This is a genomic window from Mesorhizobium sp. GW821-FHT04C10, from assembly GCF_059420305.1.
On sequence record NZ_JBWKTL010000001.1, the window covers coordinates 5,281,596 to 5,298,877 of the forward strand.

General features: G+C 63.3%; 16 protein-coding genes. 12 read left to right on the plus strand and 4 right to left on the minus strand.

Going from position 1 to position 17,282, the window contains the following annotated elements:
- Positions 1 to 34 precede the first annotated feature (34 nt).
- The 3 genes from AC07UC_RS25820 to fabD form a co-directional block, all read right to left on the minus strand.
- Positions 35 to 271 (minus strand): acyl carrier protein, encoded by a 237-nt coding sequence (locus AC07UC_RS25820; protein WP_006203723.1) that lies wholly within the window; start codon positions 269 to 271, stop codon positions 35 to 37.
- Between the two features lie 199 nt (positions 272 to 470).
- Positions 471 to 1,208: a 3-oxoacyl-[acyl-carrier-protein] reductase gene (gene fabG / locus AC07UC_RS25825; protein ID WP_140768414.1), complete on the minus strand. Its 738-nt coding sequence runs from the start codon at positions 1,206 to 1,208 to the stop codon at positions 471 to 473.
- A gap of 59 nt (positions 1,209 to 1,267) precedes the next feature.
- On the minus strand, positions 1,268 to 2,215 hold the full coding sequence (fabD, locus tag AC07UC_RS25830; RefSeq protein WP_494907834.1) for an ACP S-malonyltransferase: 948 nt from the start codon (positions 2,213 to 2,215) through the stop codon (positions 1,268 to 1,270).
- Positions 2,216 to 2,494: 279 nt separating this feature from the next.
- Here fabD and AC07UC_RS25835 point away from each other — a divergent pair, with 279 nt between their 5' ends.
- Positions 2,495 to 4,423, plus strand: coding sequence for an LTA synthase family protein (locus AC07UC_RS25835; RefSeq protein WP_446720262.1), 1,929 nt, complete (start codon positions 2,495 to 2,497; stop codon positions 4,421 to 4,423).
- Between the two features lie 45 nt (positions 4,424 to 4,468).
- On the opposite strand, the gene AC07UC_RS25840 is transcribed toward AC07UC_RS25835, so the two are convergent.
- A complete protein-coding gene (locus tag AC07UC_RS25840) occupies positions 4,469 to 6,106 on the minus strand; it encodes a pilus assembly protein (RefSeq protein WP_202323157.1) in 1,638 nt (545 codons plus the stop codon).
- A 460-nt stretch (positions 6,107 to 6,566) separates the two neighbouring features.
- Here AC07UC_RS25840 and rpsF point away from each other — a divergent pair, with 460 nt between their 5' ends.
- From rpsF to AC07UC_RS25895, 11 genes are all read left to right on the plus strand, one after another.
- The gene (gene rpsF, locus AC07UC_RS25845; protein WP_140768422.1) at positions 6,567 to 7,058 is read left to right on the plus strand and encodes a 30S ribosomal protein S6; all 492 of its coding nucleotides are present in this window, start codon (positions 6,567 to 6,569) and stop codon (positions 7,056 to 7,058) included.
- A complete protein-coding gene (gene rpsR, locus AC07UC_RS25850) occupies positions 7,058 to 7,306 on the plus strand; it encodes a 30S ribosomal protein S18 (protein WP_006203718.1) in 249 nt (82 codons plus the stop codon). Before rpsF ends, rpsR begins: the two co-directional genes overlap by 1 nt.
- A gap of 216 nt (positions 7,307 to 7,522) precedes the next feature.
- Positions 7,523 to 8,107: a 50S ribosomal protein L9 gene (gene rplI, locus AC07UC_RS25855; protein ID WP_140768424.1), complete on the plus strand. Its 585-nt coding sequence runs from the start codon at positions 7,523 to 7,525 to the stop codon at positions 8,105 to 8,107.
- A 175-nt stretch (positions 8,108 to 8,282) separates the two neighbouring features.
- The gene (locus tag AC07UC_RS25860; RefSeq protein ID WP_140768426.1) at positions 8,283 to 9,575 is read left to right on the plus strand and encodes a cyclopropane fatty acid synthase; all 1,293 of its coding nucleotides are present in this window, start codon (positions 8,283 to 8,285) and stop codon (positions 9,573 to 9,575) included.
- A 92-nt stretch (positions 9,576 to 9,667) separates the two neighbouring features.
- The gene (locus tag AC07UC_RS25865) at positions 9,668 to 9,991 is read left to right on the plus strand and encodes a YnfA family protein (protein WP_140768428.1); all 324 of its coding nucleotides are present in this window, start codon (positions 9,668 to 9,670) and stop codon (positions 9,989 to 9,991) included.
- A gap of 1 nt (position 9,992) precedes the next feature.
- A complete protein-coding gene (locus tag AC07UC_RS25870; protein ID WP_494907835.1) occupies positions 9,993 to 10,970 on the plus strand; it encodes a small ribosomal subunit Rsm22 family protein in 978 nt (325 codons plus the stop codon).
- 218 nt (positions 10,971 to 11,188) lie between these two features.
- On the plus strand, positions 11,189 to 12,685 hold the full coding sequence (locus AC07UC_RS25875; protein WP_140768432.1) for a replicative DNA helicase: 1,497 nt from the start codon (positions 11,189 to 11,191) through the stop codon (positions 12,683 to 12,685).
- Between the two features lie 102 nt (positions 12,686 to 12,787).
- Positions 12,788 to 14,191: a DNA repair protein RadA gene (gene radA / locus AC07UC_RS25880; protein WP_494907836.1), complete on the plus strand. Its 1,404-nt coding sequence runs from the start codon at positions 12,788 to 12,790 to the stop codon at positions 14,189 to 14,191.
- Positions 14,192 to 14,238: 47 nt separating this feature from the next.
- Positions 14,239 to 14,904 (plus strand): CvpA family protein, encoded by a 666-nt coding sequence (locus AC07UC_RS25885; RefSeq protein WP_140768434.1) that lies wholly within the window; start codon positions 14,239 to 14,241, stop codon positions 14,902 to 14,904.
- 93 nt (positions 14,905 to 14,997) lie between these two features.
- On the plus strand, positions 14,998 to 16,467 hold the full coding sequence (gene purF, locus AC07UC_RS25890; protein WP_494907837.1) for an amidophosphoribosyltransferase: 1,470 nt from the start codon (positions 14,998 to 15,000) through the stop codon (positions 16,465 to 16,467).
- Positions 16,468 to 16,491: 24 nt separating this feature from the next.
- Positions 16,492 to 17,232, plus strand: a complete 741-nt coding sequence (locus AC07UC_RS25895) for an SDR family NAD(P)-dependent oxidoreductase (protein WP_202323162.1) — start codon at positions 16,492 to 16,494, stop codon at positions 17,230 to 17,232.
- Positions 17,233 to 17,282: the final 50 nt, after the last annotated feature.

Consider the following 17,282-nt stretch of genomic DNA (forward strand, 5'->3'; position numbering starts at 1 on the left):
CGCAGGTCCTCCCCGGTGATGACTGCGGAAAGCGTCAGGCCGAAGCCTTGTCGATGTACTTCACGGCATCGCCGACGGTCAGGATGGTCTCGGCCGCGTCGTCGGGAATCTCGACGCCAAACTCTTCTTCGAACGCCATGACGAGTTCGACCGTATCGAGGCTGTCAGCGCCCAGATCATCGATGAAGCTCGCCTGCTCCGTCACTTTGTCGGCATCGACGCCAAGGTGCTCGATGACGATCTTCTTGACGCGCTCTGCGGTGTCACTCATTTGGGCATCCTCGTCTTTTGTTTGTCTGTCTTCGTTAGCGGGCAGAATGCCGCTAATCAAGCTGAAAGATGGTCCTGCCGGAAACGCAACGGCCACGGACCGGTTTTTGCCCGAACCGCCGGGTTGCGGGCCGCATTACACGAAAAATGGCCGAGGTCCAAGGTGAAATGGTCTCTTTTCACAACCCCGCCATGTCTGGTCAAATCATGGCCATGCCACCGTTGACATGGATGGTCTGCCCGGTGACGTAGGCGGCTTCGTTGGAGGCGAGGTAGGCGACGGCGGACGCCACTTCAACACTCGATCCCATGCGGCGCGTCGGGATCGCCGCCATGATCGCCTCTTTCTGCTTGTCGTTGAGCTTGTCGGTCATCGCCGATTCGATGAAGCCCGGGGCAACGCAGTTGACGGTGATGTTGCGGGTGGCGATCTCCTGCGCCAGCGACTTGGAGAAGCCGATCATGCCGGCCTTGGAGGCGCAGTAGTTGGTTTGGCCGGGATTGCCCGTGACACCAACCACCGAGGTGATGTTGATGATGCGGCCATGGCGGCGGCGCATCATCGGATGGGTGAGTTCGCGCGTCAGCCGGAAAACGGCGGTCAGATTGACTTCGATCACGCTATCCCAATCGGCGTCCGACATGCGCACGAACAGCCCGTCCTTGGTAATGCCGGCATTGTTGACCAGGATGTCGACGCCTTCGAGATCGGCCTCCGCCTTCTGGCCAAGCGCCTTGACCTCGTCGCGATTCGCCAGATTGGCCGGAAACAGCTTTACCCGGTCGCCGAGTTCGGCGGCCAGTGTCTCGAGTTTCTCGATGCGGGTGCCATGCAGGCCGACAATGGCGCCTTGCGCATGCAGCACGCGGGCGATCGCCTCGCCGATGCCTCCCGATGCGCCGGTGACGAGCGCCTTGCGGCCGGTCAGTTCGAACATTTTTGTCTCCTGATCTGAGAAAACACCCTTCACACGGAAGGGGTCAAATCGCCAGTGTATTATGCAAGTGCGGCCAGTGCCGCCTCAACATCGGCCGACGTGCCGACAGCCGATGTAGCGATATCGCGGTTGATGCGCCGTGCCAGGCCCGACAGCACCTTGCCGGCGCCGATCTCGTAAAGCGTCGCAACGCCGTTGGCGCCGAACCATTCCACCGTTTCGCGCCAGCGCACGCGACCGGTTATCTGCTCGACCAGGCGCCGGGCGATCTCATCTGGATCGCCGGTCGGGGTCACGGTGACGTTGGACACCACGGGGACCGCCGGCGCGTTCTTCGCCACCCCGGCGAGCGCGTCGCGCATGACGTTCGCCGCCGGCGCCATCAACGCGGAATGAAAGGGCGCCGAGACCTGCAGCATCAGCGCCCGCTTGGCGCCCTTTTCGGTGCACAGTTTCGCCGCCAGCTCGACCGCGGCCTTGGCGCCGGAGATGACCAGCTGGCCGCCGCCATTGTCGTTGGCGATCTGACAGACCTTGCCGGACCCTTGCACGGCCTCGGCGCAAGCGGCTTCGACATCCGCCTGCTCCAGTCCGATGATCGCCGCCATGGCGCCCTCGCCGGCCGGCACCGCCGCCTGCATGGCGTTGCCGCGAATGCGCAGCAGGCGGGCGGCATCGGCGACGGAAACAAAGCCGGCGGCGGCAAGGGCCGAATATTCGCCCAGCGAATGGCCGGCGACATAGGCGACCTTGTCCTTCAGCGAGAAACCGCGCGCTTCCAGCGCCCTCACGGCAGCCAGCGAAACCGCCATCAGTGCCGGCTGTGCATTGGCGGTCAGCGTCAACGTCTCTTCCGGACCTTCCCAGATCAGCTTCGACAGGTTTTCGCCAAGCGCGTCGTCGACTTCCTGGAATATCCTGCGCGCCTCCGGAAAGGCATCGGCAAGATCCTTGCCCATTCCGACAGCCTGGCTGCCTTGTCCCGGAAAGGTGAATGCGACGGCCATGCTAGGGCTCCCGAAGACTGGTTGTGCTTGCCTGATAATACGAATTTTTCCTGCCTGTGGCGCAAGGCAGCCCGCCAAGTCAAGCCCGGCTGGACCCGTGTCCAAATCCGAACCATGCGCCGAGTGCCTGTTCCGAAAGGGCTTTTTGGCGATCACACCTGATGAAAACCGCTCACGAATCGTTTGCTGGCTCTTCTTATTTCCGCCACAGGCGCTAGCTTTGCGTGACAATTATATGACAATCGCGTGACTTGGGTTGTCGCTGGGTGGGAAGTTAAAGTGGCAAAGAGTTCGAAACGCGCCGGTAAAGCCGCGCCTCAGTTCCTGGAAGACGATCCGTCCACCGGCTATCTGCCGGGCCGGACATGGCCGGTCGTCCGTTACGGATTGATCAGCCTGGCGATCTCAACCATCCTGGTGTTCGCCATCGAATTGATCGTGCGCGGTGACTTTGCCGGGACCGTCTCCTTCTTCCTGCAGCCGCTCAAGCCGGGATGGACGACCATCGTCGTGTTCGCGCTGATCCTGATCGGCCTCGACGCTGTGTTCGGCCGCAGCCACCAGAGCCTGATGATCGTCGCGCCATTGACGCTCTCGCTGGCCTTTGTCGGCCACCAGAAATCGCACTATCTCGGCGATCCGCTCTACCCGACGGATTTCCTCTACGCCCGCCAGATCTTCGCCCTGTTGCCGCTCCTGGTGCGTGAACGGCCGATGACCGCGCTCGCCATGGTCGTCGGCATCGTCGCCGGCCTGTCGCTGCTCGTCTATGGCTGGCGGCTGTGGCGCCGCAAGGTTCCCGCGCTCAGCCACAAGGGTCGCCTTGCCCGGCTGACGCTGGCGGTGCCGCTGCTCGCCTTCTTCGTCTCGATCATGGACTACGCCACTTTCTCATGGACCAGGGATCGGCTGCAGATCATCCCGATCATGTGGGACCAGAAGGAAAACTACGCCTCCAACGGCTTTGCGCTGGCCTTCGCGCTCAACGTGCCGATGGCCCATGTCTCGGCACCCCCGGGCTATACGGAAAAGGCGATCGCGGCGATCGACCGGCCGCAGATAACGGCCTCGGTGCCCGATGAAAAGCCAGACATCATTATCGTCATGAGCGAATCCTTCTGGGATCCGACCAAGCTGCCCGGCGTCACCATCACACCGGATCCCATTCCCACCGTGCGGGCATTGCGTTCCGGTTCGATGTTCTCGCCTGAATTCGGCGGCATGACCGCAAACATCGAATTCGAGGCGCTGACCGGCTTTTCCAACGCTTTCCTGCCGGCCGGCAGCATCCCCTACCAGCAATATGTGCGCACGCCGACACCATCGATGGCGACCTTCCTGAAGAGCGAGGGCTACCGGGCGCGCGCCATCCATCCGGGCACCAACTGGTTCTGGAACCGAGGCGCGGTGTACGCCGATTTCGGTTTCAACGATTTCAAGTCGGAAGAGACGCTGCCGCCCATGGAAAAGCGCGGACCGCTGGCATCGGACGCGGCGATGACGGATGAGATCATCCGGGAAGCCGACGCCAGTGACGATCCGGTGTTCTTCTTCGCGGTCAGCCTGCAGAACCATGGCCCGTATGAACCGAACCGCTACTACAACCCGACCCACGCCGTGCAGGCGCCGATCAGCCAGTGGGCGCGCGATTCGCTGCTGAGCTACGCGGAGGGTTCAGCCGACGCGGACCACGGCCTTGAACGGCTGATCGAATGGGCCAAGAAGCGCGATCGGCCGACGATTGTCGCCTTCTTCGGCGACCATCTGCCGCCGCTGGGGCCGGTCTATGTCGAGACCGGCTTCCTGAAGGACAACGTCGCGCCACGCAAGGAGCCGACACCGCAAGCCGCCCTTGAGCATCACGAGACACCGCTGATCATCTGGTCGAACCGCTCCGGTCCGGTCGCGGATCTCGGCACGGTCAGCCCGGCATTCCTGCCCTATCATATCCTCACTGCGGCCGGCATCAGCCATCCTTACTACACGGGCTTCCTGGGCGGGATGCGGGAGCGCTACCGCGTCGTCGACCGCAACCTGCTGCTGACCCCGGCCGGCGAGGCCACGCCCGATTGGTCACGTCAAAAGGAGATCGACCCGGCAATCCGCGATTTCCGGCTCATCCAGTACGACATGATGTTCGGCAAGCGCCATGCCGCACCCGACTTCTTCCCCGAGACGGTCGACAAGGTCGTCGCCCATACGAGTTGAAGGTTCCGATCCTTCAGATGCGGCAGCCCTCTCGATATCGAGCACTCAGTTCGTGAGTTGCAGCTTCGAGAACTTGTTGGCGATTTGCTGAAAGACGTTCGGCAGTTTGGCCGGGTCGTTGACGGCATAATAGTCGCTCGGGTTGGAAGCACAGGCGCTGTAGAGCGTGCGGTTGGCGGCGGTGTCGGACTGCAGCACCATCGTGTAGATTTGCACGCCCTCGTTCTTCAATTGCGTGCACACGCTTTTGGTCCAGCCGTCGACGTTGCGGGCCGCCGTCGTCTGATTGTCCGACCCGAAGCGGCCACCCGCCAGGTAGCCATAGGACGTGTAGTCGGACTTGGTCGGCTGATTGCTGGCGCCATAGACGACGTTCTCGCCGTCGGTAAGCAGCATGACGATCTTGCTGACGCCCGGCGTCTTGAATGGCACCCCATCGGTATAGGGCGCGCCTGGGGAAAGCACCCGCATGCCCCACGACAGGCCCTCCGAGACATTGGTGCCGGAACCGTTCCACTCCGTCATCTGGCTCGCGGCCTTGCGCAATTTGTCGAAGTCGTCGGTCAGGGGAACGACAGGGGTCGGGCAGGAGCGATTCGGCCCAACGGTGATGGCGGTGCCGGTCTCGGTGACGAGCTTGTTCGTCGAGGCGACATATTTGGCGATCTTTTCCAGATCAGCGCCCAACAACGCGTCGATCACACCTCCGAGCAGGCCGCTGAGGTCGATACCCAGCACATTGATGCCGGACTGCTTGAGTTTGTTCTTGTCTATGGTGTCGTCGAGGTACGAATTGTTGTAGCCGGTCGCCGAGTTGCCGTAGGAGCCGGACGGCTTGGTGGCAGATGATGGATCGTCGGGAGCGAAATAGGGCACGAACAGCGTGTCGGGCTTGTTCGGATCCGGTGGCGTATCGGAAATGTTGTAGGTGCCGGGGCGAGCCTCGACGCAGCCTTTCCACCCGGTGTCTTTCCATCCGCCCTTCAGCCCCAGTTGCTTGAACAGCGCCATGTGGGTCGGCCGCTTGCCGTCGATGGCGGGGAAATTGATGCCGTTGGTCGAGGACTTCCCGTCCATGTCGATCCAGGACGGATCGAACCCATCGCCATTGACGTTGACCGCCGTGACAAAGGGAACCAGCGAGGCACGCACCTGGCGCGTCGGCGATTTTGTCGCCTCAAGCGTGTCCAGCAGGGACTTCGTTGCCGTCCTCAATGCCGTCATGCGGGCACCCGCCATCGAGCCCGTATTGTCCAGCACCAGCACGACTTCGAGCTGGTTGTTCGATTCGACAGCCGAGGCATCGACGACGATGTGCTTGTTCTGGCCGAACAGGAAGGCGAAGTTCAAATTGACGTCCGCCGAGGCAACCGCCTTTGTCTTGATGAAGTTGACGCCCCTGTCGACGGTCAGCGTCGCCTGCGCGTTGGCGAGTTCGCCATGTCCGACGATGTTGGCCTGAAAATAGCGATCGAAGGCGTCCGTGCGGGTAATATCGAGATCGCCGAGATGAGAGGAGGCGAGATTTGCGGCGTCGAGCGCATTCTGCAGGTTGCTCTTGGCCCGCATGATGGTCGACACATCAACCGCGAAGGCGACGGCCGACAGGATGGCCGGCAGACCGAGCCCCATCAGAAGCGCGAAATTGCCGCTCTTCGAGCGCCAGAATCTGTTGAGAAGCATCCTTACCCCCGGAAATGCCCACCGCTTGGTCTGCGCGGATTGCCCGGGCTTTTGCGCCTTCCATGATGAATCGACCGTTGACGGCGGGGCTCAACCCTGTGCAACCTGACATTGTGGTTAAAGGCTGGTTGCGAGAAAACCGCCAGGCGGTACCGACGCGGCCGCTACCTTTCCAGCGCCCTGCGACATCGGGAACGCCGCTTGCCCTTGCCTTCTCGGTGGATTGCTGTATAGACGCCGCCAATCTGCCGGTCCCAGCTGGGGGCTGAACGGAGGGCCGGAGGTTTTATCAAAAGCCTTCGTGTGAAGCCAGAAGTGCTTCCGCCTCCCGTGTCTCCGCTCTCGACCGTCTCGTCATGCTCCTTTCTTCTCCGTGCCTTCCTGGGCTCGGGTCAGAGAAGTTGCAGAGGCTTTTGCCGCCGGGAACCGGGAGAGAAACGAAGAAAGGCACTGAACCATAATGGCTCTTTACGAACATGTGTTTCTTGCCCGGCAGGACCTCTCGCAGCAGCAGGTTGATGCGCTTGTCGAACAGTACAAGGGCGTCATCTCCGCGAATGGCGGGTCCGTCGGCCGGGTCGAGAACTGGGGACTGAAGTCCCTCACCTACCGGGTCAACAAGAACCGGAAGGCATACTACACGCTCATGGACCTCGACTGCCCGCCGGCAGCGCTGAACGAGATGGAGCGCCAGATGGGTCTGTCCGAGGACGTCCTGCGTTTCCTGACCATCAAGGTCGAGGCGCATGAGGAAGGTCCCTCGGCCATGATGCAGAAGCGCGAAGAGCGCTCCGAGCGCGGCAGCTTCGGTGACCGTGATCGCGGCCCGCGTTCGTTCGGCGACCGTGATCGCGGCGACCGTGGCGATCGTCCGCCGCGTTCGTTCGGCGACGCCGGTGGTGATCGTGGTCCGCGCCGTCCGCGCGAAGGCTTTGAAGGGGGTGCAGAATAATGGTCGACATCAACCAGATCCCGACCCGGCGCCCGTTCCACCGTCGCCGCAAGACCTGCCCGTTCTCCGGCGCCAACGCGCCCAAGATCGACTACAAGGACGTGCGTCTCCTGCAGCGCTACATCTCCGAGCGCGGCAAGATCGTGCCGTCGCGCATCACCGCCGTCAGCCAGAAGAAGCAGCGTGAACTCGCCAAGGCGATCAAGCGCGCTCGTTTCCTCGGCCTGCTGCCCTACGTGGTCCGCTAAATCTCTCGGACGGGCGGCTCGCCGCCCGTTCCTTTCGCCGGCCATGACGGGCATGACCGGTTCAGGCATCAAATCCCGAGTTGAGGTCAAGGCCTCTAACTGCCGCGACAGGCAGGACAGCGACACCGGCGGCAACGCCCCTTTTGCTTCCTGACCTGTTCCAGAGAATTCGGCGCCTGCCTTGTGGACGGACGCCCAACCAAAAGGAACAAAACCATGGAAGTCATTCTTCTCGAACGCGTTTCCCGCCTCGGCCAGATGGGCGATACCGTCAAGGTCAAGGACGGCTTTGCCCGTAATTTCCTGTTGCCGCAGGGCAAGGCGCTGCGCGCCAACGAAGCCAACAAGAAGAAGTTCGAAGGCCAGCGCGCCCAGCTCGAAGCCCGCAATCTCGAGCGCAAGTCGGAAGCCGGCCAGGTTGCCGAAAAGCTCGACGGCAAGAGCTTCATCGCCGTTCGCTCGGCCGGCGAGACCGGTCAGCTCTACGGTTCGGTGTCGACGCGCGACATCGCAGATCTGCTGACGGCGGAAGGCTTCACGGTCAACCGCAACCAGATCCAGCTCAACCAGCCGATCAAGACCATCGGTCTCACCAATGTGGCGATCGCGCTGCATCCGGAAGTCGAAGTCACCATCACGCTCAACATCGCCCGTACGGCCGATGAGGCCGAACGCCAGGCCAAGGGCGAGACGCTGACCACCGCCGAAGCCATTTATGGCGACGACATCAACGACAATGCCCGGCCGGAAAACTTCTTCGATCCGAACGCCGAGTTCGAAGGCGGCGAAGACAACGCCTGATCGCCCACGACAAGCGAAGGAGCCGAGCTCCGATCACTTTGTCGTAATCCAGCCATTCTGGACCAATGCCCGGGCCTCTCGCCCGGGCATTTTTATACCAAATGGAACTTTTCGAACCCCTATATATTGTTGCAGAATTAAGGCAGCCGGTCTGACCGTGAGGGGACATTTGGTTATGAATATTCTGCTGAAGCGCGTTCTCGATCGCCTGGTTCGCACGGGCAATCTCAAGGTAACCGGGCCCAAGGGCTTGACAGTCATCTTCGGCGACGGCAGCGGCGAGCCAGTGCACATGCACATCAAGACCCGGCACGCCGAACGGGCCATCACATTCGATCCGATGCTGGCGGTGCCTGAAGCCTACATGGACGGCGAACTCGACATCCTCGAAGGCGGCGTGCTCGGCCTGATGCGCATTGCCTTCCAGAACATGGGCAGCGGCGGCATCGACGCGACATGGTCAAAAGCGATCGAGGGCCTGCGCCACGCCTTCCGCCGCCTGCAGCAGATCAACACCGCCTCGCGCTCGCGCCGCAACGTGCAGCGTCATTACGATCTGTCGGGCGACCTGTATCGGCTCTTCCTCGACGAGGACATGCAGTATTCCTGCGCCTATTTCGAGCAGCCGGACATGACGCTGGACGAGGCGCAGGCCGCCAAGAAGCGCCATATCGCCGCCAAGCTCAGACTGAAAGCCGGCCAGACCGTGCTCGATATCGGCTCCGGCTGGGGCGGGCTCGGCCTCTATCTCGCCAAGGCCTTCGACGTCGATGTGCAGGGCGTGACGCTGTCGACCGAACAGCATGGCGTGGCCACCGACAGGGCGCATGCGCAAGGCCTGGAAAACCACGTCCATTTCGAGCTGAAGGATTATCGCGAACTCAACGAACGCTTCGACCGCATCGTTTCAGTCGGCATGTTCGAACATGTCGGCGTGAACCACTTCCGCACCTTCTTCGACAAGGCGGCAACGTTGCTGAAGCCCGATGGCGTCATGCTCCTGCATACGATCGGCCGCTCCGGCGTGCCGTGGGCGACCAGCGCCTTCATCCGCAAGTATATTTTCCCGGGCGGCTACATACCGGCAATGTCGGAGGTGCTGCCGGCGATCGAGAAGTCCGGCCTGGTGGTCACCGATGTCGAGATCCTGCGGCTCCATTATGCCGACACGCTGAAGCACTGGAGCCAGCGCTTCGCCGCCAATCGCGACAAGGCCAAGGCCATCTACGACGAACGCTTCTGCCGCATGTGGGAGTTCTATCTGGCCGCTTCCGAAGCCGCCTTCCGCTGGCAGGACCTGGTCATCTTCCAGTTCCAGATCGCCAAGAAGAACGACACACTGCCGGTAACCCGCGACTACATGGCAAAATGCGAAAAGGCACTGGAAATGCGCGACCTGGGCCGCCGCGAAGCGGCTCCCGTAGAGAAGGCCGCCAAGCCCGCCCGGCGCCGCAAGGTGGCGGAGTAGGAACGCAACGTTGGTGCGCTTTCGCCATTGCCGCTTGCCATTCCCGGCCCCTGCCATGAAAAAGGCCTCGTGATCGTCACGGGGCCTTTTTCATGACCTATCTCCTCTATGCCGCCGCGGCGCTGGCCGAGATCGCCGGCTGTTTTTCGGTCTGGGCCTGGTGGCGGCTCGAAAAATCGCCGCTGTGGCTGGCGCCGGGCTTCGTCTCGCTGCTGCTGTTCGCCTGGCTTCTGGCGCTGGTCGACACCAATGCCGCAGGCCGCGCCTATGCCGCTTATGGCGGCATCTACATCGTCGCCTCGCTTGGCTGGCTGTGGCTGGTGGAAGGCGTGCGGCCCGACCGCTGGGATCTTGGTGGTGCCGCGCTCTGCATCGCCGGCGCTTCGGTCATCCTGCTCGCACCGCGAGGAGCCTAGCGTGGAACTGCCGGCCCTTCTTCGACACGCCGTCGACCGCATCCTGGAGAAAGTCCCGCTGCCGGAACTGAAGCAGGCAGCGAAAACACTCTCCGACCGCTACCGCGCCGAACTGCGCGACGGCCGCCTGCACATGGCGCAGGACATGGCGGTCAAGGCCTATCTGGCGACGCGGCTGCCGGCGACCTATGCCGCGGTCCGTGCCAGCCTCGACACGCTGAACGCGGCCCAGCCAAATTTCGCGCCGAAAACCCTGCTCGACGTCGGCGCCGGTCCTGGTACGGTGCTTTGGGCCACCAACGATCTCTGGCCCGATCTCGAACAGGCCGTTTTGCTGGAAGCGAGCGCGGCGGTGCGCAAGGTCGGCGAGACGCTCGCCGCCGGTGCCATCGCGGCCCGAGCCGTCTGGCAGGCCGGCGACGTCACAACAGACCTGGGCGACCTTCGGCCGGCGGACCTCGTCACCTGCGCCTATGTGCTGGACGAGATCGTGCCGGCATCGCTGCCCAAGATGGTCGACCGTCTATGGCAGCTGACGACAGACACGCTGCTGATCATCGAGCCGGGCACGCCGGCGGGCTGGCAGCGCATTCTGGCGGTGCGCGCGCAACTGATCGCCGCCGGTGCGCATGTGCTGGCGCCTTGTCCGCACGAGGCGCCCTGCCCGCTCAACCCGCCCGACTGGTGCCATTTTGCCCGCCGCGTCGCCCGCTCGCGCCTGCACCGGCTGGCCAAGGACGCCGATGTGCCGTGGGAAGACGAGAAATTCATTTTTGTCGCCGCGTCGCGCCAGCCGGCCGCCTCTCACGCCGCGCGGGTCCTCGCACCGCCGAAATCCGGCTCGGGCAAGGTTCTGCTCAAGCTTTGCCGGGAAGACGGCACAGCCGTGGAGCAACTCTTCACCAAGCGTGACGGCGCGGACTTCAAGCTGGCCCGGCGGCTGGACTGGGGTGACAGGCTGGAACCACGCGGTACCTGAACGGCCGATTGTTCTTGCTTCGTTCCAATAGCGCGCGTAAGAATCACTGCTTGCCGAGTCAATCGGAATCGGGACACAGGAACACTGTCCTGTGGACGGTTTTCCGTTCCTGTGAACAACGGGCATCAAGGTTGGTTGGTCGTGCGGTGATGCAGAAAGGTCAGCACGGTTTCGTGTCGTTCTGATATCGAGAAGCCGGGATCGAAATCGGGGATATCATGGCAGAGGCAGCACGAAAATTCGGCGTGGCGGAGCAGCAACCGCTTTATCGCGAGGCGCCGAACAACATCGAGGCCGAGCAGGCGCTGCTCGGCGCTATCCTCGTCAACAATGATGCCTTCTATCGTGTCTCCGATTTCCTGAAGCCAGGCCATTTCTACGAACCCCTGCACAGAAAAATCTTCGAGATCGCGGCCGAGCTCATCCGCATGGGCAAGGTGGCGACGCCAATCACACTCAAGACCTTCCTGCCGGCCGACGAAAAGGTCGGCGACATGACGGTGGCGCAATATATCGTGCGGCTGGCGGTCGAAGCCGTCACCGTCGTCAACGCCACCGACTATGGCCGCGCCATCTACGACCTGGCAACGCGCCGCGCGCTGATCACCGTCGGCGAAGACATGGTCAACATCGCCTATGACGCGCCGGTCGACATGTCGCCTTCCGAGCAGATCGAGGATGCCGAGCGCCGCCTGTTCGAACTGGCCGAAACCGGACGCTATGATGGCGGCTTCGAGAGCTTCACCGACGCGGTCAAGACGGCCGTGGACATGGCCAACGCGGCCTATATGCGCGACGGCCATTTGTCGGGCCTCGCCACCGGCATGCGCGATCTCGACCGCCGCATGGGCGGCCTGCAATCGTCGGATCTTATCGTGCTTGCCGGCCGCCCGGGCATGGGCAAGACGTCGCTTGCCACCAACATCGCTTTCAATATCGCCGAGATGTATGTGCCGGCGCAGCAGGCGGACGGATCGTTCAAGGCGGCCAATGGCGGCGTGGTCGGCTTCTTCTCGCTCGAAATGTCGTCCGAGCAGCTCGCTACCCGTATCATCTCCGAGCAGACGGAAATCTCGTCCTCAAAAATCCGCCGCGGCGAGATCAGCGAAATGGATTTCGAAAAGCTGGTCGCCTGTTCGCAGACCATGCAGAAGATCCCGCTTTTCATCGACCAGACCGGCGGTATCTCCATTGCGCAGCTATCCGCCCGCGCGCGGCGCCTGAAGCGCCAGCGCGGCCTCGACCTGATCGTCATCGACTATATCCAGCTGATGCAGGGTTCATCCGCCAAGTCTTCGCAGAACCGCGTGCAGGAAATCACCGAGATCACCACGGGCCTCAAGGCGCTGGCCAAGGAACTGGCCGTACCGATCATCGCGCTGTCGCAGCTGTCGCGTCAGGTCGAAAGCCGCGACGACAAGCGCCCGCAACTCTCCGACTTGCGTGAATCCGGTTCGATCGAGCAGGACGCCGACGTCGTGATGTTCGTCTACCGCGAGGAGTATTACCTCAAGAACCGTGAGCCGAAGCTCGGCACGGAAGAATACGTCAAGTGGGAAAACGAGATGAACGAGATGCGCGGCAAGGCCGAAGTGATCGTCGCCAAGCAGCGCCACGGCCCGACGGGCTCGGTGACGCTCGCCTTCCATGGTGAGTTCACCCGCTTCTCCGACCTGGCGGAAGAGCACCATATCGCGGAGAGGTTTGACGAGTAAGCAGTTGGCCGAAATCGCAGCAAATATCCGGGCCGGCCGCGCTCCACGGCGCGCCCCCCTGTCTCACCGACCTGTTCTTTCATTTGCCGCAGGCCTCGCCTGATGGCCAAATCGCGTGTCCACTTCATCTGCCAGAACTGCGGATCGGTGCATCAGCGCTGGGCCGGCAAATGCGATGCCTGCGGCGAGTGGAACACGCTGGTCGAGGAAGGCACGTCCGGCGGCATCGGCTCGGGGCCGGCCAACACGCGCAATGCCCGCAAGGGCCGCGCGGTGGTGCTGACCACGCTCTCTGGCGATATCGAGGATGCGCCGCGCATCATTTCCGGCATCGGCGAACTCGACCGCGCCACCGGCGGCGGTTTTGTACGCGGTTCCGCACTTCTGGTCGGCGGCGATCCCGGCATCGGCAAGTCGACGCTGCTCACCCAGGCTGCCGCTGCGCTGGCGTCGCGAGGCCACCGCATCGTCTATGTCTCGGGCGAAGAAGCCGTCGCGCAGATCAGGCTGAGGGCGCAGCGGCTCGGCGTCGCCGACACACCGGTGGAACTGGCAGCCGAGACCAATGTCGAGGACATTCTTGCCACCATCGCCGACGGCAAGCGGCCGGATCTGGTCATTCTCGATTCGATCCAGACGCTGTGGACCGACCTTGCCGATTCGGCGCCGGGCACCGTCACCCAGGTGCGCGCCGCCGCCCAGGCGATGATCCGCTATGCGAAATCCACGGGCGCGGCGATCGTGCTGGTCGGCCATGTCACCAAGGAAGGTCAGATCGCCGGACCGCGCGTGGTCGAACACATGGTTGATGCCGTGCTCTACTTCGAGGGCGAAGGCGGTCACCACTATCGCATTCTGCGCACGGTGAAGAACCGCTTTGGGCCGACCGATGAGATCGGCGTCTTCGAAATGTCGGACAAGGGTTTGCGCGAGGTCGCCAATCCATCCGAGCTGTTTCTCGGCGAGCGGCATGCGAAATCGCCGGGTGCCGCGGTTTTCGCCGGCATGGAAGGCACGAGGCCGGTGCTGGTCGAGATTCAGGCCCTGGTCGCACAATCCTCGCTCGGCACGCCACGGCGCGCCGTCGTCGGTTGGGACGGAGCTCGCCTGTCAATGATCCTGGCGGTTCTCGAAGCCCATTGCGGCGTCCGCTTTGGCCAGCACGACGTCTATCTCAACGTCGCCGGCGGCTACCGCATCAGCGAGCCCGCGGCCGATCTCGCGGTCGCCGCCGCGCTGGTTTCCTCGCTCACCGGTCTTGCCCTTCCCGCCGATTGCGTCTATTTCGGCGAAATCAGCCTTTCGGGCGCGGTGAGGCCGGTTGCGCACGCGCAGCAGCGCCTCAAGGAAGCCGAAAAGCTGGGTTTTGGTAGCGCGGTTCTGCCCTTGGGCAGCGAGGAACTTGCTGGAGGGATCGGGGCCGGCGCTTTCCAGCCCACTGAGCTTGCCGACCTCGTGGCGCGCATAGCCGGCTCACGGCGCAGCCGCGTCGACGATGAAGAATAACGCGGCTCGTCGAGCCGTGAAAAAGAGATCGGAGTGGGGCGAAAGACATGCCGATTACGCTGCTTGACGGAATCCTGGTCGGCTTCACCCTGGTCTCGGCGATGCTCGCCATGGTTCGCGGCTTCTCGCGCGAGGTCCTGTCGGTCGTCTCGTGGGCGGCGGCGGCGGCGGCGGCTTTCTTCTTCTACAAGCCGGTCCTGCCCTACCTTAAGCCCTACATCGACAATGAGAAGATCGCCATGGCGGCCTCCGCCGGCGTCGTCTTTATCATCGCGCTGATCGTCGTCTCGGTCATCACCATGAAGCTTGCCGACTGGATCATCGATTCGCGGATCGGCGCGCTCGACCGCACGCTTGGTTTCCTCTACGGCGCCGCGCGCGGCATCCTGGTCGTCGCCGTCGCGCTGCTGTTCTTCAACTGGCTGGCTGGCGCCAAGGCACCGGCCTGGGTGACGGAGGCCAAGTCGCGGCCGCTGCTGGAGCAGATCGGCGCCAAGCTTGAAAGCCTGCTGCCCGAGGATCCGGAAAACGCCATCCTCAAGAAGCTCAATCCGAATCAGCCCGCTGCCGAGACGCCGGCCGCTCCGGACGCACCGGCGGCGGACGCTCCTGCCGGCGGCGACGACGCCAATGCACCGGCTCCCGACGACAATGATGCCGGCCCGGCGGACAACACGGCCAAGCCAGCAGCGCCGGCAGCCCCGGCAAACTGACGCGCCTGGACTGACGATGGTGTGAACGACTGCACGGCGCGCGTTGCTTTCGGCGCGAACCCGCACTATATGGCGATTTTAGCGGAGCTTAAGATGGCAGACGCAGACGACGTGCTTTCCGCCGAGGCCGACGACCATTTCCACGACGAATGCGGTGTGTTCGGCATTTTCGGCCGACAGGACGCAGCGGCCATCGTCACGCTTGGACTGCATGCGCTGCAGCATCGCGGCCAGGAAGCGGCCGGCATTGTTTCCTATGATGGCAGCCAATTCCATGTCGAACGCCATGTCGGCCTGATCGGCGACACTTTCACCAAGCAGCGCGTCATCGACAGCCTGCAAGGTAACCGCGCCATCGGCCATACGCGCTACGCCACGACCGGCGGCGCCGGCATGCGCAACATCCAGCCCTTCTTCGCCGAGCTCGCCGATGGCGGCTTTGCCGTCGCCCATAACGGCAATCTCACCAACGCCATGACGGTGCAGCGCGCGCTGCAGAAGCAGGGCGCGATCTTTTCCTCCACCTCCGACACCGAGACGCTTTTGCACCTGGTTGCGACCAGCAAGGAGCGCGACCTCAACTCGCGTTTCATCGACGCCGTTCGTCAGGTCGAAGGCGCCTTCTCGCTGGTGGCGATGACGGCCAAGAAGATGATCGGCTGCCGTGATCCGCTCGGTATCCGCCCGCTGGTGCTGGGCGATCTCGACGGCGCCTGGATCCTCGCTTCCGAAACCTGCGCGCTCGACATTATCGGCGCGCGCTTCGTGCGCGACCTGAAGCCTGGCGAGATGGTCGTCGTCACCTCCAAGGGCATTGAAAGCCTGTTCCCGTTCGAACCGCAGAAGACCCGCTTCTGCATCTTCGAATATGTCTACTTCGCCCGACCGGATTCGTCGGTCGAGGGCCGCAACGTCTACGAAGTGCGCAAGCGCATCGGCGCCGAGCTGGCGCAGGAGAACCCGGTCGAGGCCGACATCGTCGTGCCGGTGCCGGATTCGGGCACGCCTGCGGCGATCGGCTTCAGCCAGGCGGCAGGCATTCCCTTCGAGCTCGGCATCATCCGCAACCACTATGTCGGCCGAACCTTCATCCAGCCCGGCGATTCGATCCGCCACATGGGCGTCAAGCTGAAGCACAATGCCAACCGCCGCATGATCGAGGGCAAGCGCGTGGTTCTGGTCGACGATTCGATCGTGCGCGGCACTACTAGCCAGAAGATCGTGCAGATGGTGCGCGACGCCGGCGCCAGGGAGGTGCATATGCGCATCGCATCGCCGCCGACCAGCGCCTCCTGCTTCTATGGCGTCGACACGCCGGAGAAGTCGAAGCTTCTGGCGTCGCGCATGTCGGTGGAAGAGATGGCCGAATTCATCCGCGTCGATTCGCTCGGCTTCCTCTCGATAAACGGCCTCTACCGCGCCGTCGGCGAAGCCAGCCGTAATGACGACCAGCCGCAGTTCTGCGACGCCTGCTTCACCGGCCAGTACCCGACCCGCCTGCTCGACTTCGAAGGCCACGACAATGTGCGCACACTGTCGCTGCTGGCGAACAGTGGGGCGTAGGCCAGACCTTACGGAAATTCTCGCATGACCCTCGACCTTACCGGCCGCGTCGCGGTCGTCACCGGCGCCTCGCGCGGCATCGGCTATTTCATCGCCAGGGAATTGGCCGCCGCCGGCGCGCATGTGATCGCGGTTGCGCGCACCGTCGGTGGTCTCGAGGAACTCGACGACCAGATCAAGGCGGCCGGTGGCCAGGCGACGCTGGTGCCTCTCGATCTCGCCGACATGGCCGGCATCGACCGGTTGGGCGGCGCCATCCATGAGCGCTGGGGCAAACTCGACATTCTCGTCGCCAATGCCGGCGTGCTCGGCGTCATCTCGCCGATCGGCCATGTCGAGGCCAAGACGTTCGAGAAGGTGATGACCATCAACGTCACCTCTACTTGGCGGCTGATCCGCTCGGTCGACCCGCTGCTACGGCTTTCCGATGCCGGCCGGGCCATCATCCTGTCGTCCAACGCAGCGCATTCGGCGCGTGCCTTCTGGGCGCCTTACGCGGCATCGAAGGCGGCGGTCGAGACCATGATGCGCTCCTGGGCGCACGAGACGCAGAGCCTGCCGTTGCGCGTCAATGCCGCCGACCCGGGCGCCACCCGTACCGCCATGCGGGCCCAGGCCGTGCCCGGCGAGGATCCGGAGACGCTGCCGCATCCCCAGGAGATCGCCAAGCGCATCGTGCCGCTGGCCAGCCCCGATCTGGAAGAGACCGGGCTGATCTTCCAGGCCAAGCACAACCGGTTCGTCTCCTACCGGCAGCCTGAATGAACTCACGCCTTCGGTTTGAAGGATCCCAAAGGGATTAAAAGGGCCTCCGG

Bases quoted from the DNA above. Each gene is read 5' to 3' on its own strand.
- AC07UC_RS25860 (WP_140768426.1), top strand. From the start codon at position 8,283: ATGAATATTCTGCTGAAGCGCGTTCTCGATCGCCTGGTTCGCACGGGC.
- fabD (WP_494907834.1), bottom strand. From the start codon at position 2,215: ATGGCCGTCGCATTCACCTTTCCGGGACAAGGCAGCCAGGCTGTCGGA.
- AC07UC_RS25895 (WP_202323162.1), top strand. From the start codon at position 16,492: ATGACCCTCGACCTTACCGGCCGCGTCGCGGTCGTCACCGGCGCCTCG.
- fabG (WP_140768414.1), bottom strand. From the start codon at position 1,208: ATGTTCGAACTGACCGGCCGCAAGGCGCTCGTCACCGGCGCATCGGGA.
- rpsR (WP_006203718.1), top strand. From the start codon at position 7,058: ATGGTCGACATCAACCAGATCCCGACCCGGCGCCCGTTCCACCGTCGC.
- AC07UC_RS25820 (WP_006203723.1), bottom strand. From the start codon at position 271: ATGAGTGACACCGCAGAGCGCGTCAAGAAGATCGTCATCGAGCACCTT.
- purF (WP_494907837.1), top strand. From the start codon at position 14,998: ATGGCAGACGCAGACGACGTGCTTTCCGCCGAGGCCGACGACCATTTC.
- AC07UC_RS25840 (WP_202323157.1), bottom strand. From the start codon at position 6,106: ATGCTTCTCAACAGATTCTGGCGCTCGAAGAGCGGCAATTTCGCGCTT.
- rplI (WP_140768424.1), top strand. From the start codon at position 7,523: ATGGAAGTCATTCTTCTCGAACGCGTTTCCCGCCTCGGCCAGATGGGC.
- AC07UC_RS25865 (WP_140768428.1), top strand. From the start codon at position 9,668: ATGACCTATCTCCTCTATGCCGCCGCGGCGCTGGCCGAGATCGCCGGC.
- AC07UC_RS25885 (WP_140768434.1), top strand. From the start codon at position 14,239: ATGCCGATTACGCTGCTTGACGGAATCCTGGTCGGCTTCACCCTGGTC.
- radA (WP_494907836.1), top strand. From the start codon at position 12,788: ATGGCCAAATCGCGTGTCCACTTCATCTGCCAGAACTGCGGATCGGTG.
- AC07UC_RS25875 (WP_140768432.1), top strand. From the start codon at position 11,189: ATGGCAGAGGCAGCACGAAAATTCGGCGTGGCGGAGCAGCAACCGCTT.
- rpsF (WP_140768422.1), top strand. From the start codon at position 6,567: ATGGCTCTTTACGAACATGTGTTTCTTGCCCGGCAGGACCTCTCGCAG.